The organism is Pseudomonas sp. SF2 (assembly GCF_036858055.1).
In the GTDB taxonomy this organism is placed as follows: domain Bacteria; phylum Pseudomonadota; class Gammaproteobacteria; order Pseudomonadales; family Pseudomonadaceae; genus Aquipseudomonas.
In genome coordinates this window covers 138492-161973 of the sequence record NZ_JAMBDI010000005.1, presented here as the reverse complement: position 1 = coordinate 161973, position 23482 = coordinate 138492, and the positions used below count along the sequence as shown (strand labels likewise).

Annotated in this window: 13 protein-coding genes; 4 read left to right on the top strand and 9 right to left on the bottom strand. The window is 65.3% G+C overall.

Annotation, left to right across the window (positions count from 1 at the left end):
• Positions 1-3: 3 nt before the first annotated feature.
• From ccoO (M2S36_RS03300) to ccoN (M2S36_RS03275), 6 genes are all read right to left on the bottom strand, one after another.
• A complete protein-coding gene (gene ccoO / locus M2S36_RS03300) occupies positions 4-612 on the bottom strand; it encodes a cytochrome-c oxidase, cbb3-type subunit II (RefSeq protein ID WP_207830025.1) in 609 nt (202 codons plus the stop codon).
• The gene (ccoN, locus tag M2S36_RS03295; protein ID WP_063912758.1) at positions 612-2054 is read right to left on the bottom strand and encodes a cytochrome-c oxidase, cbb3-type subunit I; all 1443 of its coding nucleotides are present in this window, start codon (positions 2052-2054) and stop codon (positions 612-614) included. Before ccoN (M2S36_RS03295) ends, ccoO (M2S36_RS03300) begins: the two co-directional genes overlap by 1 nt.
• A gap of 458 nt (positions 2055-2512) precedes the next feature.
• Positions 2513-3451 (bottom strand): cytochrome-c oxidase, cbb3-type subunit III, encoded by a 939-nt coding sequence (gene ccoP, locus M2S36_RS03290; RefSeq protein WP_207830027.1) that lies wholly within the window; start codon positions 3449-3451, stop codon positions 2513-2515.
• Positions 3448-3642, bottom strand: coding sequence for a cbb3-type cytochrome oxidase subunit 3 (locus M2S36_RS03285; RefSeq protein WP_063912756.1), 195 nt, complete (start codon positions 3640-3642; stop codon positions 3448-3450). The genes ccoP and M2S36_RS03285 overlap by 4 nt, the downstream gene beginning before the upstream one ends.
• A 5-nt stretch (positions 3643-3647) precedes the next feature.
• A complete protein-coding gene (gene ccoO, locus M2S36_RS03280) occupies positions 3648-4256 on the bottom strand; it encodes a cytochrome-c oxidase, cbb3-type subunit II (RefSeq protein WP_207830029.1) in 609 nt (202 codons plus the stop codon).
• Positions 4257-4269: 13 nt separating this feature from the next.
• A complete protein-coding gene (gene ccoN / locus M2S36_RS03275; protein WP_233693699.1) occupies positions 4270-5694 on the bottom strand; it encodes a cytochrome-c oxidase, cbb3-type subunit I in 1425 nt (474 codons plus the stop codon).
• Positions 5695-5744: 50 nt separating this feature from the next.
• On the opposite strand from ccoN (M2S36_RS03275), the gene M2S36_RS03270 reads away from it, so the two are divergent.
• The gene (locus tag M2S36_RS03270) at positions 5745-6437 is read left to right on the top strand and encodes an alpha/beta family hydrolase (protein WP_233693698.1); all 693 of its coding nucleotides are present in this window, start codon (positions 5745-5747) and stop codon (positions 6435-6437) included.
• Between the two features lie 113 nt (positions 6438-6550).
• Here the strand turns inward: M2S36_RS03270 and ppnP are convergent, their stop codons facing one another.
• Together ppnP and M2S36_RS03260 are read right to left on the bottom strand one after the other, a co-directional pair.
• Complete coding sequence (gene ppnP / locus M2S36_RS03265; RefSeq protein WP_003259920.1) at positions 6551-6835, bottom strand: pyrimidine/purine nucleoside phosphorylase; 285 nt, start codon at positions 6833-6835, stop codon at positions 6551-6553.
• 74 nt (positions 6836-6909) lie between these two features.
• The gene (locus tag M2S36_RS03260; RefSeq protein ID WP_207830033.1) at positions 6910-7461 is read right to left on the bottom strand and encodes an exonuclease domain-containing protein; all 552 of its coding nucleotides are present in this window, start codon (positions 7459-7461) and stop codon (positions 6910-6912) included.
• Positions 7462-7634: 173 nt separating this feature from the next.
• On the opposite strand from M2S36_RS03260, the gene M2S36_RS03255 reads away from it, so the two are divergent.
• Together M2S36_RS03255 and M2S36_RS03250 are read left to right on the top strand one after the other, a co-directional pair.
• The gene (locus M2S36_RS03255; RefSeq protein WP_207830034.1) at positions 7635-8435 is read left to right on the top strand and encodes a substrate-binding periplasmic protein; all 801 of its coding nucleotides are present in this window, start codon (positions 7635-7637) and stop codon (positions 8433-8435) included.
• Positions 8436-8498: 63 nt separating this feature from the next.
• On the top strand, positions 8499-9512 hold the full coding sequence (locus M2S36_RS03250; protein ID WP_207830038.1) for a GNAT family N-acetyltransferase: 1014 nt from the start codon (positions 8499-8501) through the stop codon (positions 9510-9512).
• 115 nt (positions 9513-9627) lie between these two features.
• Here M2S36_RS03250 and M2S36_RS03245 read toward each other — a convergent pair whose 3' ends face one another.
• Positions 9628-10158, bottom strand: coding sequence for an RNA polymerase factor sigma-70 (locus tag M2S36_RS03245; RefSeq protein WP_207830039.1), 531 nt, complete (start codon positions 10156-10158; stop codon positions 9628-9630).
• A gap of 370 nt (positions 10159-10528) precedes the next feature.
• On the opposite strand from M2S36_RS03245, the gene M2S36_RS03240 reads away from it, so the two are divergent.
• Positions 10529-23482, top strand: a complete 12954-nt coding sequence (locus M2S36_RS03240; protein ID WP_333956693.1) for a non-ribosomal peptide synthetase — start codon at positions 10529-10531, stop codon at positions 23480-23482.

Below are 23482 nucleotides of genomic sequence, written 5' to 3'. Positions count from 1 at the left end.
GCGTCACCGTTTGCTCTTGATGATGGTGCCAAGACCCTGCAGGTACGCGACGATGGCGTCCATTTCGGTCTTGCCCTTGACCGCATCGCGGGCCCCGGCGATGTCGGCGTCGGTGTACGGCACGCCCAGGGTGCGCAGCACTTCCATCTTCTTCGCGGTGTCCTTGCCGTCGAGCTTGTGCTCGACCAGCCATGGGTACGACGGCATCTTCGATTCCGGTACCACGTTGCGCGGGTTGTACAGGTGCGCGCGGTGCCAGTCGTCGGAGTAGCGGCCACCGACCCGGGCCAGGTCCGGCCCGGTGCGCTTGGAGCCCCACAGGAACGGGTGGTCCCACACGCTTTCACCGGCCACCGAGTAGTGGCCATAGCGCTCGGTTTCGGCGCGGAACGGGCGGACCATCTGCGAGTGGCAGCCCACGCAGCCTTCGCGGATGTAGATATCGCGGCCTTCCAGTTCCAGCGCGGTGCGCGGCTTCATGCCTTCCACGGGCTTGTTGGTGACGTCCTGGAAAAACAGCGGGACGATCTGGGTCAGGCCACCGACGCTCACGGCGATGACCATGAAGAAGGCCAGCAGGCCTATGTTCTTCTCGACGGCTTCATGCTTCATCAGTGCGCTCCCACGACGACGATCTTGGCGGCTTCCTCAGCCTGTGCCGGGTTGGCGGCACGTACGGTACGGAACACGTTGTAGGCCATCAGCAGCATGCCGGTGGCGAAGAACGCACCGCCCAGGGCGCGGACGATATAGCCAGGGTGGCTTGCCTGCAGGGCTTCGACGAAGGAGTAGGTGAGGGTGCCGTCATCGTTGATGGCGCGCCACATCAGGCCTTGGGTGATGCCGTTTACCCACATCGAGGCGATGTACAGCACAGTGCCGATGGTGGCCAGCCAGAAGTGCGCGTTGATCAGGCCGATGCTGTGCATCTGCTCGCGACCGTAGAGTTTCGGGATCATGTGGTACACGGCGCCGATCGAGATCATCGCCACCCAGCCGAGGGCGCCGGCGTGGACGTGGCCGATGGTCCAGTCGGTGTAGTGCGACAGCGAGTTCACGGTCTTGATGGCCATCATCGGGCCTTCGAAGGTGGACATGCCGTAGAACGCCAGCGACACCACCAGGAAGCGCAGGATCGGGTCGGTGCGCAGTTTGTGCCAGGCACCGGACAGGGTCATCATGCCGTTGATCATGCCCCCCCAGCTTGGTGCCAGCAGGATGATCGACATCACCATGCCCAGCGACTGTGCCCAGTCAGGCAGGGCGGTGTAGTGCAGGTGGTGCGGGCCGGCCCAGATGTACAGGGTGATCAGTGCCCAGAAGTGCACGATCGACAGGCGATACGAGTAGATCGGGCGTTCGGCCTGCTTGGGTACGAAGTAGTACATCATCCCCAGGAAGCCGGTGGTGAGGAAGAAGCCCACGGCGTTGTGGCCGTACCACCACTGGATCATCGCGTCGGTAGCGCCGGAGTAGGCCGAGTACGACTTGAACAGGCTTACCGGCAGCGAGATGTGGTTGACGATGTGCAGCATCGCGGTAACCACGATGAAGGCGCCGTAGAACCAGTTGCCGACATAGATGTGCTTGGTCTTGCGCTTGACGATGGTGCCGAAGAACACCAGCCCGTAGGTGACCCAGACGATGGCCAGCAGGATCGCCAGCGGCCACTCGAGCTCGGCGTATTCCTTGGTGGTGGTGTAGCCCATCGGCAGGGTGATCAGCGCGCCGACGATCACCGCCTGCCAACCCCAGAAGGTGAAGGCGGCCATGCTGTCGGAGATCAGCCGGGTCTGACAGGTGCGCTGCACCACGTAGTAGCTGGTGCCGAACAGCGCACAGCCCCCGAAGGCGAAGATCACCAGGTTGGTGTGCAGCGGGCGCAGGCGGCCGAAGCTGGTCCAGGGCAGGTCCAGGTTCAGTTGCGGCCATACCAGCTGCGAGGCGATGAAGACGCCGAGGCCCATGCCAAGGATCCCCCAGACCACCGTCATGATGGCGAACTGGCGGACGACCTTATAGTTATAAGCAGTCGGACTGATTGCTGTGCTCATTGCTAAGGTTCCACGGTTTTGATGTTCTTGTTGGTCGAAAAATCGGCGCCAGTATTGATAACCACTGGGGTTACCGCAACGCAACTTTGGTACGCCGACCCGTGCCCGAGCCCGTTCACTGATGTCCCGCAGTAATCGGGTTCTGGCGATTGTACACAAATAAATATTTGTAATGTGTACCGTTTTTCGTCTTTTTCTGATCGATCGGTCAAGCTTTTTATCGGGACGGCAACAGGCTACGCGCCGCGTCTGCTTCGGTCCTTTCGGAGCGAGGCCCACTGAGGCAACAAGCTTAGTTCTGTTCGGAGGGGGTGCAAGGAGGGGTAGAGCAGGGAGAGGGGCTGCTTTGCAGCCCTTCGCGGGCTTGCCCGCTCCCACAGGTTCACCACAATACTTGAAATCTGTGGTTGACCTGTGGGAGCGGGCGAGTCGGGACGCCGAACCGCCGCGAATGGGTGTTACTTGGCTGTCAGGTCTGGCGAAGCTTGATCCTGCGACAGGCTATACACATACGCCGCCAGCAGGTGCACCTTGTCGTTGCCCTGGATCTCGGCCTGCGCCGGCATCTGCCCCTGGCGACCATAGCGAATGGTCTGCTGCAACTGGGCAAAGCTCGAACCGTAGATGAACGCCTGCGGGTGGGTCAGGTCTGGCGCACCCATGGCCGGAGTGCCCTTGCCTTCAGGCCCGTGGCAGGCCACGCAGTTGCCGGCGAAGATCTCCTTGCCTTTGGCCGGGTCGGCCTTGACCCCTTCCGGCAGGGTGCGGCCAGCGAGGTCGGTGAGCACGAACGCGGCCACATCCGCCACGCCCTGCTCGCCGATCACTTCGGCCCAGGCCGGCATCACGCCGTGGCGGCCGTTCATGATAGAAGCCTTGATGGTTTCCGCCTCGCCGCCCCAGCGCCAGTCCTTGTCGGTGAGGTTGGGGAAGCCGTAGGCACCCTTGGCGTCCGAGCCGTGGCATACCGAGCAGTTGGAGGCGAACAGGCGGCTGCCCATTTTCAGCGCCTGCGGGTCCTTGGCCACTTCTTCCACGGGCATGGCAGCATACTTGGCGAAGATCGGGCCGAATTTTGCGTCGGCCTTGTCCATTTCCTTCTGCCATTCGTTGGCGCCGGTCCAGCCGTTTTCATAGCCTGGCAGGATGCCCTTCCAGTTGCCCAGGCCCGGGTAGAGGATCAGGTAGCCGACCGAGAACACCAGGGTGCCGACGAACAGCCAGAACCACCACTTGGGCAGCGGGTTGTCGTATTCCTCGATGCCGTCGAAGCTGTGGCCCATGGTCTGGTCGGTGGTGTTGCTCTGGCCCTTGCGGGTGGCGAGCAACAGCCAGGTCAGGCCAATCAGGCTACCGATGGTCAGTACGCAGATGTACGTACTCCAGAAGGTGGTCATTGCCCGTTACTCCTTTTTGCAGCAGGTTCCTGTCCGGCAGAGGGCAGGCGGTCGTCGACGAAGGGCAGCAGGCGCGCTTCGGCGAAATCATGGTCGCGGCGGCGGTTGAATACCCACAGGGTGAGGCCGATGAAGGCGATCATCACCACCAGGGTACCCAGGCCGCGGATCATGCCGATGTCCATTTCCATCGCACTCACCTCTTGTTCTTGATCGCGGTGCCGAGCACCTGCAGGTAGGCCACCAGGGCGTCCATCTCGGTCTTGCCCTTGACCGCGTCGCGGGCCCCGGCGATGTCGGCGTCGGTGTAGGGCACGCCCAGGCTGCGCAGGGTGCGCATCTTGGTGTCGGTGTGGCTATTGTCGACCTGCTGGGCGACCAGCCACGGGTACGACGGCATCTTCGACTCCGGGACCACGTTGCGCGGGTTGTACAGGTGCGCACGGTGCCAGTCGTCCGAGTAACGGCCACCGACCCGGGCCAGGTCCGGCCCGGTGCGCTTGGAACCCCACAGGAACGGGTGGTCCCACACGCTTTCACCGGCCACCGAGTAGTGGCCATAGCGCTCGGTTTCGGCGCGGAACGGGCGGATCATCTGCGAGTGGCAGCCTACGCAGCCTTCGCGGATGTAGATGTCGCGGCCTTCCAGTTGCAGTGCGGTGTAGGGCTTCATGCCTTCCACCGGTTTGTTGGTGACGTCCTGGAAGAACAGCGGGACGATCTGGGTCAGGCCGCCGATACTGACGGCAAACACCATCAGCAGGGCCAGCAGGCCGACGTTTTTCTCGATGACTTCATGTTTCATCAGGCAGGTCTCCTCAAGCCAGCTGGGCGTTCGCAGGGGCGACATCGAGCGCCGGCGAACGCACGGTGCGCCAGGTGTTCCAGGCCATCAGGAACATGCCGCTGAGGAAGATCGCACCACCGACGAAGCGCACGATGAAGCCTGGGTGGCTGGCCACCAGGGTTTCCACGAACGAGTAGGTGAGCGTGCCGTCACTGTTGACCGCGCGCCACATCAGGCCCTGGGCGATACCGTTGACCCACATCGAGGCGATGTACAGCACGGTGCCGATGGTGGCCAGCCAGAAGTGCGCGTTGATCAGGCCGATGCTGTACATGCGCTCTTTGCCGAACACTTTCGGGATGGTGTGGTACAGCGCGCCGATCGAGATCATCGCCACCCAGCCGAGGGCGCCGGCGTGCACGTGGCCGATGGTCCAGTCGGTGTAGTGGGACAGGGCGTTGACCGTCTTGATGGCCATCATCGGGCCTTCGAAGGTGGACATGCCGTAGAACGCCAGCGACACCACCAGGAAACGCAGGATCGGGTCGCTGCGCAGTTTGTGCCAGGCACCGGACAGGGTCATCATGCCGTTGATCATGCCGCCCCAGCTGGGTGCCAGCAGGATCAGCGACATCACCATGCCCAGCGACTGGGCCCAGTCAGGCAGGGCGGTGTAGTGCAGGTGGTGCGGACCGGCCCAGATGTACAGGGTGATCAGCGCCCAGAAGTGCACGATCGACAGGCGATAGGAATAAACCGGGCGTTCGGCCTGCTTGGGCACGTAGTAGTACATCATCCCCAGGAAGCCCGCGGTCAGGAAGAAGCCCACCGCGTTGTGGCCATACCACCACTGCACCATGGCATCGGTAGCGCCGGCATAGACCGAGTAGGACTTGGTCAGGCTGACCGGCAGTTCCAGGTTGTTGACGACGTGCAGCATCGCCACGGTGAGGATGAAGGCGCCGAAGAACCAGTTACCGACATAGATGTGCTTGGTGTTGCGTTTCATCAGCGTGCCGAAGAACACGATGGCGTAGCTCACCCAGACGATGGTGATCAGGATGTCGATCGGCCATTCCAGTTCGGCGTATTCCTTGGAGCTGGTGTAGCCCAGCGGCAGGCTGATGGCCGCCAGCAGGATCACCAGTTGCCAGCCCCAGAAGGTGAACGCGGCCAGGCCTGGTGCAAACAGGGTGGTCTGGCAGGTGCGTTGCACCGAATAATAGGAGGTGGCGAACAGCGCACAGCCGCCAAAGGCGAAGATCACCGCATTGGTATGCAGGGGACGCAGGCGGCCGAAGCTGGTCCAGGGGAGGTCGAAGTTGAGGGAAGGCCAGGCGAGCTGGGCGGCGATGAAGACGCCGAGCCCCATCCCGACGATTCCCCACACCACCGTCATGATGGCGAATTGGCGGACCACCTTGTAGTTATAGGCGGTACTGCTGGTTGTGTTCATGTATGGGTTCCCATCCACGGTTATTTGGCAGGCTTTACAGCGAGGCAAGCATGATTAATGGGCAAAGTGCCGGTATTGACGGGGATCAATGGGCGAAGGTCGGAAATGTCCCAGGCTTGCGCTGCGATCCTCCGCACGTTCAGGGCCAGGACGGCTACAAGGGTTGCCTGATCCTGGCCCATGGCGCAGGTGCACCGATGGACAGCGGGTTCATGGACGAAATGGCGCAAAGGCTTGCGGCGCTTGGGGTGGCGGTAGTGCGCTTCGAGTTCCCGTACATGGCCGAGCGCCGGGTTACCGGCGGCAAGCGGCCGCCGAACCCACAGAAGGTGTTGCTGGAGTGCTGGCGCGAGGTGTACCGGCAGGTGCGACCTTTGGTCACGGGCAAGCTGGCGGTGGGTGGCAAGTCCATGGGCGGGCGCATGGCCAGCCTGCTGGCCGATGAGTTGGGGGCTGATGCACTGGTGTGCCTGGGCTATCCGTTCTATGCGGTGGGCAAACCGGAGAAGCCACGGGTCGAGCACCTGGCCGAATTGAAGACGCCGACCTTGATCGTGCAGGGCGAGCGGGATGCGCTGGGTAACCGCGAGGCGGTGGCAGGGTATGCGTTGTCGCCGGCGATCGAGGTGAGCTGGCTAGTGGCGGGGGACCATGACCTGAAGCCGCTTAAGGCCTCGGGGTTCAGCCACGAGCAGCATTTGCAGGCGGCGGCTGAGAAGGTTGCAGCATTCCTGAAGGATTAGTGCCGGGTTCTTCGCGGGTGAGCCCGCTCCCACAGGTTCACCACAGGATCTGAAAACTGTGCAGTACCTGTGGGAGCGGGTTTACCCGCGAAGAGGCCGGACCAGGCTGACGCTTAGTCGCGGTACTCGCACAGGTAAGCGGTATCCACCTTCACCTGCAACTGGAACTTGCTGTCCGCCGGCACGTTGAACTTGTCGCCCGCCTTGAAGGTTTCCCAGTTGTCGCTACCTGGCAGTTTCACGGTCAGCGCACCCGAAACCACGTGCATGATCTCGCGCTTGGCAGTGCCGAACTCGTATTCGCCCGGGGCCATCACACCGACAGTGGCCGGGCCTTCTTCGCCCGCGAATGCGATCGACTTGACGGTGCCGTTGAAGTACTCGTTGACCTGGAACATGGGCGACTCCTGAAAAGGGGGGGATGAAAAGGGCTGGCCAGTATGCCCAAGCCCACGGGCCCCGTCATCTGCTTTCAGGTTGCCCCCGCAGGCAGGCTCAACGGCAGCAGTCGCGCGGTATTGCGCGCATCTTCCAGAGCCCGGTGCTGCTGCCCGCAAAAGTGCATGCCGGCCAGCTGCAGGGCACCGTTCAGGCCGGTGGGGCGCTGCAGGTGGCGAGCCTTGGCGAAGCGTTGCTTGAGGTTGATGTGCGGCAGGGTCCGCAGCAGGCTGTCCAGCCCATGCTGCTGCCATTCCTGATGCAGCTGCTGGCGGTCGTAGTCGCCCCAGCTGACCCAGGCCTGAAGCTGCCCACGGTGGTGCCCGAGCCAGCGCTCGAAGCTTGCCCACACCTCGCGGAACGATGCGGCACTGTCCACGCTGGCCTGGCTGATGTGGGTCAGCTCGCGGCAGAACGGGGTCAACTGCGGCCGCCGCCGAGGCTTGACGAAGCGCTGGAAGTGGTCGACCTCACGGCCTTCGCGGGTAACCAGGCTTGCGCCGATTTCAATGACTTCCATCTCTGTGACCGGCCACCCACCATCGTCGGTGGTGGCTTCCAGGTCGATCACCAACCAATGGCCCATACCAGGCTCCCTTGCAGATCCTGCTAGAGCGTAGCCAAACTCCGGGCATCCGGCACCCCCTGGCAATTTGCCCGCGGCTTTGGCACAAAGGGCCACATAACCGGCAGTTGTATCCGGCCCGGAAAACGCCTAGCTTAGGCGGACCCAGGCATGAACCGTGATGAGTGTCCGTCTTGACTCCAGCGCCCGGCCTCAAGGCCTTGTCTTCCCTGATGCTGCTGGCTGTGTTCTGGCTGGCGGTGCCGTCATGGGCGGCTGGTACCGTCGAAGTGAAGATTGGCGCGGCGCATTTCCCGCCCTACACCGTGCGCCCGGAGCAGGGCGCCGACACCGGCCTGCTGCCGCAACTGGTCGACGCGCTCAATCGTGCGCAGCAGCACTACCGCTTCGTTCTGGTGCCCACGTCCATCCAGCGGCGTTTCGGTGACTTCCAGCAAGGCCGCACCGACATGGCCATTTTCGAGAACCCGCAATGGGGTTGGCAGCAGATAGCCCACCAGACCGTGGACATGGGCCTGGAAGACGCCGAAGTGTTCGTTGCCCGGCAGGCCAATGGCCGTGACCCGCATTACTTCGATGACCTGCATGGCAAGCGCCTGGCGCTGTTCAACGGCTATCACTATGCGTTCGCCGGCTTCAATCCCGACCCGGACTACCTGCGCAAGGCCTTCAACGCGACCCTGACCTACTCCCACGACAGCAACCTGCTGATGGTGCAGGCCGGCCGCGCCGATATAGCCCTGGTCACGCGTTCCTACCTCAGCGATTTCCTGGCGCGCAACCCGGCCAGCCGGGAGCGGTTGGTGCCTTCGCAGCGCATTGACCAGGTCTACCACCACTACGCCTTGCTGCGCCCGGGGGCACCCATCGGCGAGCAGTCGTTCGCGGCGCTGCTGCGCGCCCTGCGCGACAGCGGCGAGCTGGCGCGCATCTTCGAGCCCTACCGCATCACGGTGGCCGCACCACGCAACTAAATTCGCGCGTCGCGGCAACGTTCTCAGCAGTGAGCCTTTTCTTCATTGCCGTGAGTCAAGCCCATGCCGTTCGATGCCGCTTCGCAGCCCCTGTCAGTACCACGCTGGCGCAGCCTCAGTGCCGAGGAGGGCGACAGCTGGCTGAGCCTGTCCCTCGAAGGCCGCCCGCTGATCCAGTTGCGCCTGGAGGCGGGCGCTACCCTGCACCTTCACCTTGAGCGCCTGTGCCCCGAGCGCCCCTATCAGGCCTTGTGGGCCGCCTGTTATTGGCTGCTGTCCCGCGATCCGGCCTGTCAGCGCCTGGCCTGGCACCTACCCGAGGCGTTGCCCCAGGCATTGACCAGTGGCCTGCTGCTAGCCGGTGAGCAGCCAGGCCAGTACCTGTGCGAGCGAGCGCTGTTCTGGCAGCTGCCGCAGCCGTGGCTGGGCGAGTCGGCCACCGTGGCATACCCGCAGCAGATGCAGATCAGCAACGGCAAGCGCCACCCACGCCGCACGCCCAAGCCCCGTGGCGAGGTGTACCGGCGCTTCGATGCGCGCCTGGGCAGTTGGGTGTCGCTGCGGACCTTGGAGATCGAGCATGACCTGGAGCGCTTCAACCGCTGGCAGAACAACCCACGGGTGGAGGCGTTCTGGCAGGAGGGTGGCACCCTTGCGCAGCATCGCGAGTACCTGGGCAAGCTCGAGGCCGACCCGCATACCCTGACGCTGATCGGCTGCTTCGATGACCAGCCGTTTGCCTACTTCGAGGCGTACTGGGCCAAGGAAGACCGCATTGCGCCGTTCTACCCGGCCGATGACTACGACCGTGGCATCCACATGCTGGTAGGGGAGGAGAGCCACCGCGGGCCGCACAAGGTGGCCAGTTGGCTATCGGCGCTGGTGCATTACCTGTTCCTGGATGACCCACGCACCCAGCGGGTGGTGGCCGAGCCGCGTGCCGACAACGGCAAGATGATCGGCTACATGCACGACCAGTGCTTCCATTGCGACAAGGAGTTCGACTTCCCGCACAAGCGTGCGGCGTTGATGATTCTGGGGCGGGAACGGTTTTTCGACCGCTGCAAACTGGCTTGATATCGAGGTGGCTTCTTCGCGGGCACGTCCGCTCCCACAGGTCCCCCTCAGTCTTTGAGGTCTGTGCTTATCCTGTGGGAGCGGGCTTGCCCGCGAAGAAGCGAACTCTGCTTGATCAGGCCTGCCGACTGGCCGTCTTGCGGCAATGTACCAGCGCATCGCGGATCATGAAGTTGACCAGCGTCGGCGACACGCCCAGCTCCTTGGCAATGTCTTTTTGCGGCACGCCATGCAGGCGATACATCTCGAAGGCATAGCGGGTGCGCTGAGGCAGTTCGTTCAGCGCCTCGGCAATGTCATCCAGCGCGGCGAGGTTGATGTGGGTGGCTTCGGGGGAGGCGTTTTGCACGACCACGTTCAGGCCTTCCTCCTCGCTGCCGGAGTACTTCAACTCCATGGCCTGCTTGCGGTAGTGGTCGATGGCCAGGTTGCGCACGATCTGGAACAGGTAGCTCAGCTGCGCCTTGAACGACGAGGTGATGTGCGGAGCGGCGCCGAGCCGGAAAAAGGCGTCCTGCACCACATCTTCGGCGCGCGAGCGGCAGCCGGTGATGCGGGCGGCGATCTTGACCAGGATGCTGCGGTTGTCGACGAAGGCCTGTAGTAATGGTGAATCGCACTTACTTGTGGATAGTTGTTCCGCCATGGAAATCACCTTGTCACAGAGGGGAAAGGACGCACCCAAAGTTGGGAAGCTTCCTACGACGGGCGACAAGCTATTCAGAATGATAATAATTGTCAAATGCGAAATGTAATTAGTTTCATGTGATTTCAGTTCTAAGGCGTGAGGGTTGCTGGGTGCATGGCAGGGCGTTTTCAGCGCCTGTGAGATCGAGCGCCGCACCACCCAAGGCATACCCCCAGCAGCCCAAATGCAGCCCCCAAACCCTTTCATACGCTAATTTATCCCCCCGCCCATCCGTTCCCCTGTGTACACCCCAGGCCGCCACACGCCGCCGCGCCCACGTTCGCGCAGCAGCCGGCCCGACCCAACCAGACACTGGCAGGAACACCCCATGACGGACGCCTTCGAACTCCCGCTCTCGCTGGTCCAGGCCCTGGCGCAACGCGCCGCGCAGAGCCCGGACAAAGTCGCCTTGCGCTTTCTGGCCGACGCGCCCGGCGAGCAGGCCGTGCTCAGCTATCGGGACCTCGACCAGCGTGCGCGCACCATCGCCGCTGCCTTGCAGGCCCGGGCCGGCTTCGGCGACCGTGCAGTGCTGCTGTTCCCCAGCGGGCCAGACTACGTGGCGGCGTTCTTCGGCTGTCTGTATGCCGGTGTGATTGCAGTGCCGGCCTACCCGCCGGAGTCCGCGCGCCAGCACCACCAGCAGCGCTTGTTGTCGATCATCGACGACGCCGAGCCGCGCCTGCTGCTGACCGTTGCGGCGCTGCACGGCAGCCTGCAGGGCCTGGAGGCCCTGGCGGCGCCCAACGCTCCCGAACTGCTGGCAGTGGATAGCCTGGACCCGGCGTTGGCTGCGAACTGGCGCGAGCCCGCACTCAAGGGTGATGACATCGCCTTCCTGCAGTACACCTCAGGCTCCACCGCATTGCCCAAAGGCGTGCAGGTCAGCCATGGCAACCTGGTGGCCAACGAACAACTGATCCGCCAGGGCTTTGGCATCGACCTCAATCCTGATGACGTGATCGTCAGCTGGCTGCCGCTGTACCACGACATGGGCCTGATCGGCGGCCTGTTGCAGCCGATCTTCAGCGGCGTACCCTGCGTACTGATGTCGCCGGGCTACTTCCTGGCCCGGCCGCTGCGCTGGTTGCAGGCCATCAGTGAATACGGCGGTACCATCAGCGGCGGCCCCGACTTCGCCTACCGGCTGTGCAGCGAGCGGGTCAGCGAAGCCTCGCTGGCCGGGCTCGACCTCAGCCGTTGGCGGGTGGCCTATTCCGGCTCCGAGCCGATCCGCCAGGACAGCCTGGCGACCTTCGCCGACAAGTTTCAGGCCTGCGGCTTCGACTCACAGAGCTTCTTCGCCAGCTACGGCCTGGCCGAGGCGACCCTGTTCGTCAGCGGCAGCCGCCGTGGCCAGGGCATCGCCGCATTGGAGCTGGACGCCGAAGCCTTCGCCGCCAACCGTGCGGAACCTGGCAAGGGCAGTGTGCTGATGAGCTGTGGCTACCCGCAGCCCGGGCATGCCGTGCGCATTGTCGAACCACAACGCCTGCAGGTGCTGGGCGACAACCAGGTGGGCGAGATCTGGGCCGGCGGCCCGAGCATCGCCCTGGGCTACTGGCGCAACCCAGAGGCCAGCGCCCGCACCTTCGTCGAGATGGACGGCCAGACCTGGCTGCGTACCGGTGACCTGGGTTTCATGCGCGAAGGCGAAGTGTTCGTCACCGGGCGCCTGAAAGACATGCTGATCGTGCGTGGGCAGAACCTGTACCCGCAGGACCTGGAAAAAACCCTCGAGCGCGAAGTGGATGTGCTGCGCAAAGGCCGGGTGGCGGTGTTCGCCGTTGAGCAGCAAGGCGAGGAGGGCATCGGCGTGGCGGTGGAAGTCAGCCGCAACGTGCAGAAGGCGATCAAACCCCAGGACCTGATCAAGACCCTGCGCCAGGTGATCGCCGACGCCTGCCGCCAGGCCCCGGCCGTGGTCCTGTTGCTGAACCCGGGCGCGCTGCCCAAGACCTCCAGCGGCAAGCTGCAGCGTTCGGCCTGCCGCTTGCGCATGGACGATGGCAGCCTGGACTGCTATGCCCGCTTCCCTGAAGTGGGCGAGCCCGTTGCCACGGGGGCAGCCGGCGATGAACTACAGGCACGCATCGCCGCTGTGTGGCGCGACATCCTCAAGGTCGAGGCGGTGGCAGCAGACGACCATTTCCTGCTGCTGGGCGGCAACTCCATCGCCGCCACCCACGCCACCGCACGCCTGGCCGATGAACTGGGCATCAACCTGGGCCTGCGCACCCTGTTCGAGGCGCCGGTACTGGCTGATTACGCCAAGGCAGTGGCCGCGATCATCGCCGAAGGCGGTGGCCGGGTCGGGGCCATCGCCACCCTGGAGCGCACCCAGGCGCTGCCCCAGTCGCTGGCGCAAAACCGCCTGTGGCTGCTATGGCAGTTGGACCCGCAGTCGGCCGCCTATAACATTCCGGCCGGCCTGCAGTTGCGCGGTGAGCTGGACGAAAGTGCCCTGGAAGCGGCCTTCAAGGCGCTGGTGGCGCGCCACGAATCACTGCGTACCCTGTTTGCCGAAGAGAACGGCCAGGCGCTGCAGCGCATCCTGCCGCAACAGGCGTTCAACCTTCGCCGCCTGGACCTCGAAGGCCAGGCCGCCGAACAGGTCGCCGCCCAGCGGGAAACCGAGGCCCGCCAGCCGTTCGACCTGACCCATGGGCCATTGCTGCGGGTGACCCTGGCGCGCCTTGACGATGAACACCATCAGCTATGGGTGACCCTGCACCATATCGTCGCCGATGGCTGGTCGCTGAACATCCTGCTCGACGAATTCGCCAAACTGTACGCCGCCCGTTGCCAAGGCCTTGAGGCCAACCTGGCAGCGCTGACCCTGGGTTACGCCGACTACGGCACCTGGCAGCGACAGTGGCTGGCCGCAGGCGAAGCCGGGCGTCAGTTGCAGTACTGGCAGGTGCGCCTGGGAGATGAACTACCGGTGCTCGACCTGTGCACCGACCATCCACGCGCCAGCCAGCGCGACCACCGTGCCGCCCGCTTCAGCCTCAAGGTACCGGCCAGGCTCACCGAGGCGCTCAAGGGCCTGGCCCGCGAACAGCAGGCCAGCCTGTTCATGGTCCTGCTGGCCGGCTGGCAGGCGCTACTGCACCGCTACAGTGGCCAGGCCGATATCCGCGTCGGCGTGCCCAACGCCAACCGCCCGCGCCTGGAAACCCAAGGTATGGTCGGCTTCTTCATCAATACCCAGGTGCTGCGCGCGCAACTCGATGGCCGCCTGCCGTTCGATCAGTTACTGGCCCAGGTGCGCCAGGCCACCCTGGACGCCCAAGCCAACCAGGACCTGCCGTTCGAGCAACTGGTCGACGCCTTGCCCGAGGCACGCGAGCAAGGCCTGTTCCAGGTCATGTTCAACCACCAGCAACGTGACCTGTCTGCCCTGCGCCGCCTGCCGGGCCTGCTGGCCGAAGAACTGCCGTGGCACAGTCGCGAAGCCAAGTTCGACTTGCAGTTGCACAGTGAGGAAGACCACCAGGGCCGCCTGAGCCTGGCTTTCGACTATGCCGCAGAACTGTTCGACGCCAGCACCGTCCAGCGTCTGGCCCGGCACCTGCTGGCCCTGCTGGAGCAGGTGTGCGCCGAGCCGCAGCGGGCGCTGGGCGAGGTGCAATTGCTCGACGAGCCTGGCCGCGCGCAACTGCTGAGCTGGGGCCAGGCACCGGTAGCGGCACCGCAGCGTCTGCTGGTCGAGCAGCTCAATGAACAGGCACGCCTGACCCCGCAGCGCACCGCCCTGGTGTGGGACGGTGGCAGCCTGGAGTACGCCGAGCTGCACCAGCAAGCCAACCGTCTGGCCCACTATCTGCGTGACAAAGGCGTCGGCCCCGACACCTGCGTGGCCATCGCCGTAGAGCGTTCGCCGCAGCTGCTGGTCGGCCTGCTGGGCATTCTCAAGGCCGGTGGCGCCTATGTGCCGCTGGACGTCGATTACCCGGCCGAGCGCCTGGCCTACATGCTCGGCGACTGCAACGCTGGCCTGCTGCTGAGCCACAGCAGCCTGCTGGGCAGGCTGCCACAGGTCGAGGGCGTCAGCGCCATTGCCCTCGACCAGTTGCACCTGGACAGCTGGCCTACCCATGCGCCTGGCCTGCACCTGCATGGCGACAACCTGGCCTACGTGATCTATACCTCCGGCACCACTGGCCAGCCAAAAGGCGTGGGCAATACCCATGCAGCACTGGCCGAGCGCCTGCAGTGGATGCAGGCCAGCTATGCGCTGGACGACAGTGACGTGCTGATGCAGAAGGCGCCGATCAGCTTCGACGTTTCGGTGTGGGAATGCTTCTGGCCGCTGGTGACCGGTTGCAAGCTGGTGCTTGCCGGCCCCGGCGAGCACCGTGACCCGCAGCGCATCGCCGCGTTGGTGCAAACCCATGGCGTGACCACGCTGCACTTCGTGCCGCCGCTGTTGCAGGTATTCATCCAGGAGCCGCAGGCGGGTGCCTGCAGCAGCCTGCGCCGGCTGTTCTCCGGTGGTGAAGCGCTGTCCGTCGCGCTGCGTGACCGGGTGCTACAGGCGCTGCCACAGGTGCAACTGCACAACCGCTATGGCCCGACCGAAACCGCCATCAACGTCACCCACTGGCATTGCCAGGCTAGCGATGGCGAGCACTCGCCGATCGGCCGCCCGCTGGGCAATGTGCTGTGCCGCGTGCTGGACGACGAGCTGGAACTGACGGCCCCTGGTGTACCGGGCGAGCTGTACCTTGGCGGTGCAGGCCTGGCCCGTGGCTACCTGGGCCGCCCGGGCCTCACCGCCGAGCGCTTCGTGCCCCGGGCCGACGGCCATGGCGAACGCCTGTACCGCAGTGGCGACCGCGCCCGCTGGCAGGTGCAGACCGAGGCGCTGGAGTACCTTGGCCGCCTCGACCAGCAGGTCAAGGTGCGTGGCTTCCGGGTCGAGCCCGAGGAAGTCCAGGCCTGCCTGCTGGCGCAAGCGTGGGTCGAACAGGCGCTGGTGCTGATCCACAAGGATGCCGTCGGCGCACAACTGGTCGGCTACTACACCGGCAGCGCCCAGCCTGATGCATTGCTGACGGTGCTGGCTGAACAACTACCGGCTTACATGGTGCCGGCACAACTCATCCCGCTGGCGCAGATGCCGCTGGGCCCCAGCGGCAAGGTCGAGCGCAAGGCATTGCCGGCCCCGGTGTGGCAGCAGCGTGCGCACGTCGAGCCACAAACCGAGCTGCAGCAGCAGGTTGCCGCCATCTGGCGCGAGGTGCTGAACCTGCCGTGCATCGGCCTGCAGGATGACTTCTTCGCCCTCGGCGGCCATTCGCTGCTGGCCACTCAAATTGTTTCGCGCACGCGTCAGGCCTGCGATGTCGAGCTACCGCTCAAGGCCCTGTTCGACGCCAGCGAGCTGGGCGCCTTCTGTGCCGAGATCGCGCGTGTCCGCGCTGCCGGTGAGCACAACCTGCAAGGCGCAATCGCCCGTGTCGACCGCCGTCAGGCGGTGCCGCTGTCGTATTCGCAGCAGCGCATGTGGTTCCTCTGGCAAATGGAGCCGGACAGCCCGGCGTACAACGTCGGCGGCATGGCACGCCTGCGCGGCGCCCTGCATGTGGATGCCTTCGAGCGTGCGCTGCAGGCGCTGGTGGTGCGCCACGAAACCCTGCGCACCACCTTCCCCGGCATCGATGGCGTGCCGTACCAGTGCGTGGCCGAAGACAGCAGCCTGCACCTCGACTGGCAGGACTTCAGCGCCTTGCCCGCCGATGCCCGCCAACAACGCCTGCAACAACTGGCCGACGACCAGGCGCACCAGCCGTTCGATCTGGAGCGCGGCCCGCTGCTGCGCGCATGCCTGGTCAAAGCCGAAGAGCGTGAGCACTTCTTCGTACTGACCCTGCACCACATCGTCACCGAAGGCTGGGCCATGGACATCTTCGCCCGCGAACTGGGCGAGCTGTACGAGGCCTTCGTCGATGACCGCGAATCGCCGCTGGCGCCGCTGCCGGTGCAGTACCTGGACTACAGCGTTTGGCAACGGCAATGGCTGGAGAGCGGCGAGGGCGCCCGCCAGCTGGCCTACTGGAAGGATCGCCTGGGCGACGAACACCCGGTGCTGGCGTTGCCTGCCGACCGCCCGCGCCCGGCCGTGCAGAGCCACCGTGGCGAGCTGTACCGTTTCGAGCTCGACCCGGCGCTGGTTGCCCGCGTACATGCCTTCAACAGCCAGCGTGGCCTGACCCTGTTCATGACCATGGCAGCCACCCTGGCCGCCTTGTTGCACCGCTACAGCGGCCAGCGTGACCTGCGCATTGGCGCGCCGGTGGCCAACCGCATCCGCCCGGAAAGCGAAGGGCTGATCGGCGCGTTCCTCAACACCCAGGTGCTGCGTTGCGAGCTGGACGGCCAGATGACCGCCGCACAGTTGCTGGAGCAGATGCGCCAGGTTGCCATCGAAGGCCAGTCGCACCAGGACCTGCCGTTCGACCAGCTGGTGGAAGCCCTGCAGCCACCGCGCAGCAGTGCCTACAACCCGCTGTTCCAGGTGATGTGCAACGTGCAGCGCTGGGCCTTCCAGCAAAGCCGCCAGCTTGCTGGCATGCAGGTGGATTACCTGGTCAACGACGCCAGCGCCACCAAGTTCGACCTGTACCTGGAGGTGACCGACCTCGACGGCCGCCTGGGTTGCTGCCTGACCTACAGCCGTGACCTGTTCGACGAACCACGCATTGCACGCATGGCCGAGCACTGGCAGCAACTGCTGGCCGGCCTGCTCGACAACCCGCAGCAGCGCCTGTGTGAGCTGCCGATGCTGAGTAGCGCCGAGCAGCAGGTGCTGGCGGGCCAGTTGCAGGGCGAGCAGGACCTCGACCTCGGCCAGACCCTGCACGGCCTGTTCGCCGCCCAGGCTGCGCGCACGCCGCATGCAGGTGCGTTGACCTTCGCCGGCCAGCACATGACCTATGCCGAACTCGACCAGCAGGCCAACCGCCTGGCCCGCGCCCTGCGCGAGCGCGGCGTCGGCCCGCAGGTGCGCGTGGGCCTGGCGCTGGAGCGCTCGCTGGAAATGGTCGTCGGCCTGCTGGCCATCCTCAAGGCCGGTGGCGCCTACGTGCCGCTCGACCCCGAGTACCCGCTCGACCGCCTGCGCTACATGATTGAAGACAGCCGCATCGGCCTGCTGCTGAGCCAGCGCGCGCTGCTGCAAACCCTGGGCGAGCTGCCCGAAGGCGTGACGCGCTGGAGCCTGGAGGACGACAGCGCCAGCCTGTCGGCCTACAGCGATGCGCCGCTGGACAACCTCAACCTGCCGCAGCACCAGGCCTACCTGATCTACACCTCCGGCTCCACCGGCAAGCCCAAGGGCGTGGTAGTCAGCCACGGCGAGTTCGCCATGCATTGCCAGGCGGTGATCGCGGCGTTCGGCATGCGCAGCGATGACTGCGAGCTGCACTTCTATTCGATCAATTTCGATGCCGCCAGCGAACGCCTGTGGGTGCCGCTGCTGTGCGGCGCCCGCGTGGTGTTGCGTGCCCAGGGGCAGTGGGGTGCCGAAGACATTTGTCAGCTGGTGCACGAGCAGCAGGTGAGCATCCTCGGCTTCACGCCCAGCTACGGTAGCCAGTTGGCGCAGTACCTGGCCGGGCAGGGCGAGCAGTTGCCCGTGCGCCTGGTGATTACCGGTGGTGAAGCGCTGACCGGCGAACACCTGCAGCGCATCCGCCAGGCCTTCGCGCCGCAGCAGTTCTTCAACGCCTACGGGCCGACCGAAACTGTGGTCATGCCGCTGGCCTGCCTGGCACCACAGACACTGCCAGCGGAGCTGGGCAGCGTACCGATCGGCCGCGTCATCGGTAGCCGCACGGCCTACATCCTTGACGAGGACCTTGCCCTGTTGCCACAAGGCGGTATTGGCGAGCTGTATGTCGGCGGTGCCGGCCTGGCCCAGGGGTACCACGACCGCCCGGGCCTCAGCGCCGAGCGCTTCGTCGCCGACCCGTTCAGCAGCGAAGGCGGGCGCCTGTACCGCACCGGTGACCTGGTGCGCCTGGGCAGCGATGGCCTGGTCGAGTACGTCGGCCGCGCCGACCAGCAGGTGAAGATTCGCGGTTTCCGCATCGAACTGGGCGAGATCGAAAGCCGCCTGCAGGCGCATGCCGATATCGACGAGGCCGTGGTGCTGGCCCTCGACCTGCCGGGCGGCAAGCAGTTGGTGGGCTACCTGGTGTGCAAGCAGGCCGCTGCCGACAGCGAGACCCAGGGCCTGCTGCGCGACGCGGTGAAGGCCGATGCCCGCCAGCATCTGCCGGACTACATGGTGCCAGCGCACCTGGTGCTGCTCGACAGCCTGCCGCTGATGGGCAACGGCAAGCTCGACCGCCGTGCGCTGCCGCTGCCGGACCTGGAGCAGGCTCGCCAGCAGTACCAGGCGCCCGGCAGCCCGGTAGAAGCGCAATTGGCGCAGATCTGGTGCGACGTGCTCAACGTTGCCCGGGTCGGCGTGCAGGACAACTTCTTCGAGCTGGGCGGCGACTCGATCCTGTCGATCCAGGTGGTCAGCCGGGCCCGTCAGGCCGGTTTGCAGTTCACCCCGCGCGACCTGTTCCAGCATCAGACCATCCAGACCCTGGCGGCCATCGTTCGGCACAGCGAAGCCGCCAGCAGCATCGAACAGGGCCAGCGCCAGGGCCAGACCGGCCTCACGCCGATCCAGCACTGGTTCTTCGACAGTGAAGTGCCACAGCCGCAGCACTGGAACCAGGCCGTTCTGCTGGAGGCGCGCGAGCCGCTGGATGAAGGGGTACTGGAGCACGCCTTGGCCGCCCTGGTGCAGCACCACGACAGCCTGCGTCTGCGCTTCAGCCAGGCCCAGGGCCGTTGGCAGGCCGAATATGCCCTGCCTGGCACCGGGCAATTGCTATGGACAGCCACGGTTGCCGACTTCGCCGATTGCCAACCGCTGTATACCGACCTGCAACGCAGCCTCGACCTGCAGCAGGGCCCACTGTTGCGCGCCTTGCTGGTAAAGGACGGGCAGGGCAGCCAGCGCCTGTTGCTGGCGATCCATCACCTGGTGGTCGATGGCGTGTCGTGGCGCGTGCTGCTGGAAGACCTGCAGGCGCTGTACCGTGGCCAGCCGCTGGCGGCCAAGACCCATGCCATGGGCGACTGGGCCGCACGCCTGGCCAGCTACGCCGGCAGCGATTCGCTGCGTGACGAGCTGGGCTGGTGGCAAGGCCAGTTGGGCAGCGTGCGCCGCGAACTGCCATGCGATCACCCGCAGGGCGGCAACCTGCACCGTCACGCCCGTACCCTGGCCATCGGCCTGGATGTGGTGCAGACCCGGCAGTTGCTGCAACAGGCCCCGGCGGCCTATCACACCCAGGTCAATGACCTGCTGCTGACCGCGCTGGCACGTGCCCTGTGCCGCTGGAGCGGCGACGAAGAAGTGCTGGTACAGCTTGAAGGCCATGGCCGCGACGGGCTGTTCGAAGACATGGACCTGACCCGCAGCGTCGGTTGGTTCACCAACGCTTATCCACTGAGCCTGCGCCCGCTGCCAGGCGAGGACGACGCGGCGCGGGCCGGTTCGATCAAGCGCATCAAGGAGCAGCTGCGCCAGGTGCCGCACAAAGGGCTGGGTTACGGTGTGTTGCGCTACCTGGCGGATGAGGCCGGGCGTGAGCAGATGGCGGCCTTGCCGCAGGCGCGTATCACTTTCAACTACCTGGGCCAGTTCGACCAGCAGTTCGACAGCTCTGCTCTGTTCCAGCCAATGGACGCCCCGGCCGGCCTGGCCCACGACCTCGATGCACCGCTGCCCAACTGGCTGAGTGTCGATGGCCAGGTGTATGGCGGTGCCCTGCAACTGCGTTGGACCTTCAGCACCGAGCGCTATGACGAGCGGACCATCGCCCGCCTGGCCGAGGCTTATCGCCAGGAGCTGCTGGCACTGGTCGAGCATTGCCTGGCGGATGGCAACGGCAGCTTCACGCCGTCGGACTTCCCGCTGGCACACCTGACCCAGGCGCAGATCGACGCGCTGCCGGTACCGGCTGCGCAGATCGAGGACGTCTACCCGCTGACGCCGATGCAGGAGGGCATGCTGTTGCACACCCTGCTGGAGCCGGGCACCGGCCTCTATTACATGCAGGACCGCTACCGCATCAACAGCGCGCTCGACCCCGAGCGCTTCGCCCAGGCCTGGCAGGCGGTAGTGGCGCGCCACGAAGCGCTACGTGCATCGTTCAGCTGGAATACCGGCGAGGCGATGCTGCAGATCATCCACAAGCCGGGCAACACACCGGTGGACTACCAGGACTGGCGCGGCCTCGATGACGACGCCCAGGAGCAGCGCCTGCAGGCCTTGCACAAGCAGGAACGCGAGGCGGGTTTCGCCCTGCTCAGCGAGGCGCCGTTCCACCTGCGCCTGGTGCGTGTGGCCGACGAGCGCTACTGGTTCATGATGAGCAACCACCACATCCTCATCGATGCCTGGTGCCGCTCGTTGTTGATGAACGACTTCTTCGAGGTCTACCAGGCCCTTGGCGAAGGCCGTCAGGCCCAGCTGCCGGTGCCACCGCGCTACCGCGACTACATCGGCTGGCTGCAACGCCAGGGCCTGGACGACGCGCGCGCCTGGTGGCAGGCCAACCTGGCCGGCTTCGAACGCGCCACCACCCTCCCCAGCGACCGCCCGCTGCGCCACGACCATGCCGGTAGCGGCATGATCGTCGGTGACTGCTACACCCGCCTGGCGGTAAGCGACGGCGTGCGCCTGCGCGAACTGGCCCAGGCCCACCAGCTCACCGTCAACACCTTTGCCCAGGCGGCCTGGGCCCTGGTGCTGGCGCGCTACAGCGGCGACCGCGACGTGATCTTTGGCGTGACCGTGGCCGGGCGCCCGGTGAGCATGCCGCAGATGCAGCGTACCGTCGGCCTGTTCATCAACAGCATTGCCTTGCGCGTGCAGTTGCCGGTGGCGGGTGAGCGCTGCAGTGTGCGCCAGTGGTTGCAAGGCCTGCTGGAGCGCAACATGGAGCTGCGCGAGTACGAATACCTGCCGCTGGTGGCGATCCAGGAATGCAGCGAGCTGCCCAAGGGTCAGCCGCTGTTCGACAGCCTGTTCGTGTTCGAGAACGCGCCGGTGGAAACCACCGTGCTCGACCACGCCCAGCACCTGAATGCCAGTTCCGACTCGGGCCGTACCCATACCAACTTCCCGCTGACAGCAGTGTGCTACCCGGGCGATGACCTCGGCCTGCACCTGTCGTTCGACCAGCGTTACTTCGACTACCCGACCGTCGAGCGCCTGCTGGCCGAGTTCAAGCGCCTGCTGCTGGCGCTGGTGCAGGGCTTTGAAGGGGAGGTGGGTGAACTGCCGTTGCTTGGCACCGAAGAACAGCGCTTCCTGCTGGAAGACTGCAACCGTACCGAACGGTCTTATCCGCTGGAGCAGAGCTACATCGCGCAGTTCGAAGCACAAGTGGCCGCGCATCCGCAGCGTACTGTGGCCCGTTGCCTGGAAGCCTCCTATGACTACGCCGGGCTGAACCTGGCGGCCAACCGCCTGGGCCATGCCCTGGTGGCTTCCGGGGTCCGCGTGGATCAGCCGGTGGCATTGCTGGCCGAACGCGGGTTGCCGTTGCTGGGCATGATCGTTGGCAGCTTCAAGGCTGGCGCTGGCTACCTGCCGCTGGACCCTGGCCTGCCGGCAGCGCGCCTGCAAAGCATCATCCAGCTCAGCGGCACGCCGGTGCTGGTGTGCAGTGCAGCCTGTGCTGAGCAAGGGCAGCTGTTGCTGGATGAGCTGGACCTGGCGACACGGCCGCAGCTGCTGGTTTGGGAAGACATCCAGGCCAGTGCCGTTGCCAGCCACAACCCAGGCATCCACAGCGGGCCGGATAACCTCGCTTATGTGATCTACACCTCAGGCTCCACCGGCCTGCCGAAGGGGGTGATGGTCGAGCAGCGCGGCATGCTCAACAACCAGCTGAGCAAGGTGCCGTACCTGGCGCTCAGCGAGCAGGACGTGGTCGCCCAGACGGCCTCGCAGAGCTTCGACATTTCCGTGTGGCAGTTCCTTGCCGCGCCGTTGTTCGGCGCCAAAGTGGAGATTGTGCCGAACGCCATCGCCCATGACCCGCAGGGCCTGCTGACGCATGTGCAGGCTACCGGCATCACCGTACTGGAAAGTGTGCCGTCGCTGATCCAGGGCATGCTGGCCAACGACCATCAGGCGCTCGACGGGTTGCGCTGGATGCTGCCGACCGGCGAAGCCATGCCACCGGAGCTGGCAGCGCAGTGGCTGCAGCGTTACCCGCAGATCGGCCTGGTCAACGCCTATGGCCCGGCGGAGTGCTCCGATGACGTGGCGTTCTTCCGCGTCGATGCCGCCTCGACCCGTGGCAGCTACCTGCCGATCGGCACGCCGACCGACAACAACCGCCTGTACCTGTTCGGCGAGGACCAGACGCTGGTGCCGCTGGGGGCGGTGGGTGAGCTGTGCGTGGCTGGCACCGGCGTGGGCCGTGGCTATGTCGGCGACCCGATGCGTACGGCGCTGGCATTCATCCCCCATCCTCATGGTGCGCCGGGCGAACGCCTGTACCGCACCGGCGACCTGGCGCGGCAGCGTCCGGACGGGGTGCTGGAGTATGTCGGGCGCATCGACCACCAGGTAAAGATTCGCGGCTACCGCATCGAACTGGGCGAGATCGAAGCCCGTCTGCACGAGCAGGCGGAAATCCGCGATGCTGCCGTTGGCGTGCAAGAGGGCGTCAATGGCAAGCACCTGGTGGGCTACCTGGTGGCGCATCAGGGCATTGCAGCCGATGCTGCGTTGCTGGAGCAGCTCAAGCAGCGCCTGCGTGCCGAGTTGCCGGAGTACATGGTGCCGCTGCACTGGGGCTGGTTCGACAGCCTGCCGCACAACGCCAACGGCAAGCTCGACCGCAAGGCCCTGCCGGCCATCGACATCGGTGGCCAGCACAGCCAGGCCTACCAGGCGCCGCGTAACGAGCTGGAGGAGGTGTTGGCCGGTATCTGGGCCGATGTGCTGAAGGCCGAGCGGGTAGGGGGGCACGACAACTTCTTCGAGTTGGGCGGGCATTCGCTGCTGGCCACGCAGATCGCCTCGCGGGTGCAGAAGGAGTTACAACTGAACGTGCCGCTACGGGCGATGTTCGAGTGCAGCACGGTAGAGGAGCTGGCTGAATATGTGCAGGGGCTGCAGGGCAGTGCGCTGGATGACGACAAAGTCGACCGGCTCAGTGACCTGATGGCGGAGCTGGAGGGGTTGTAG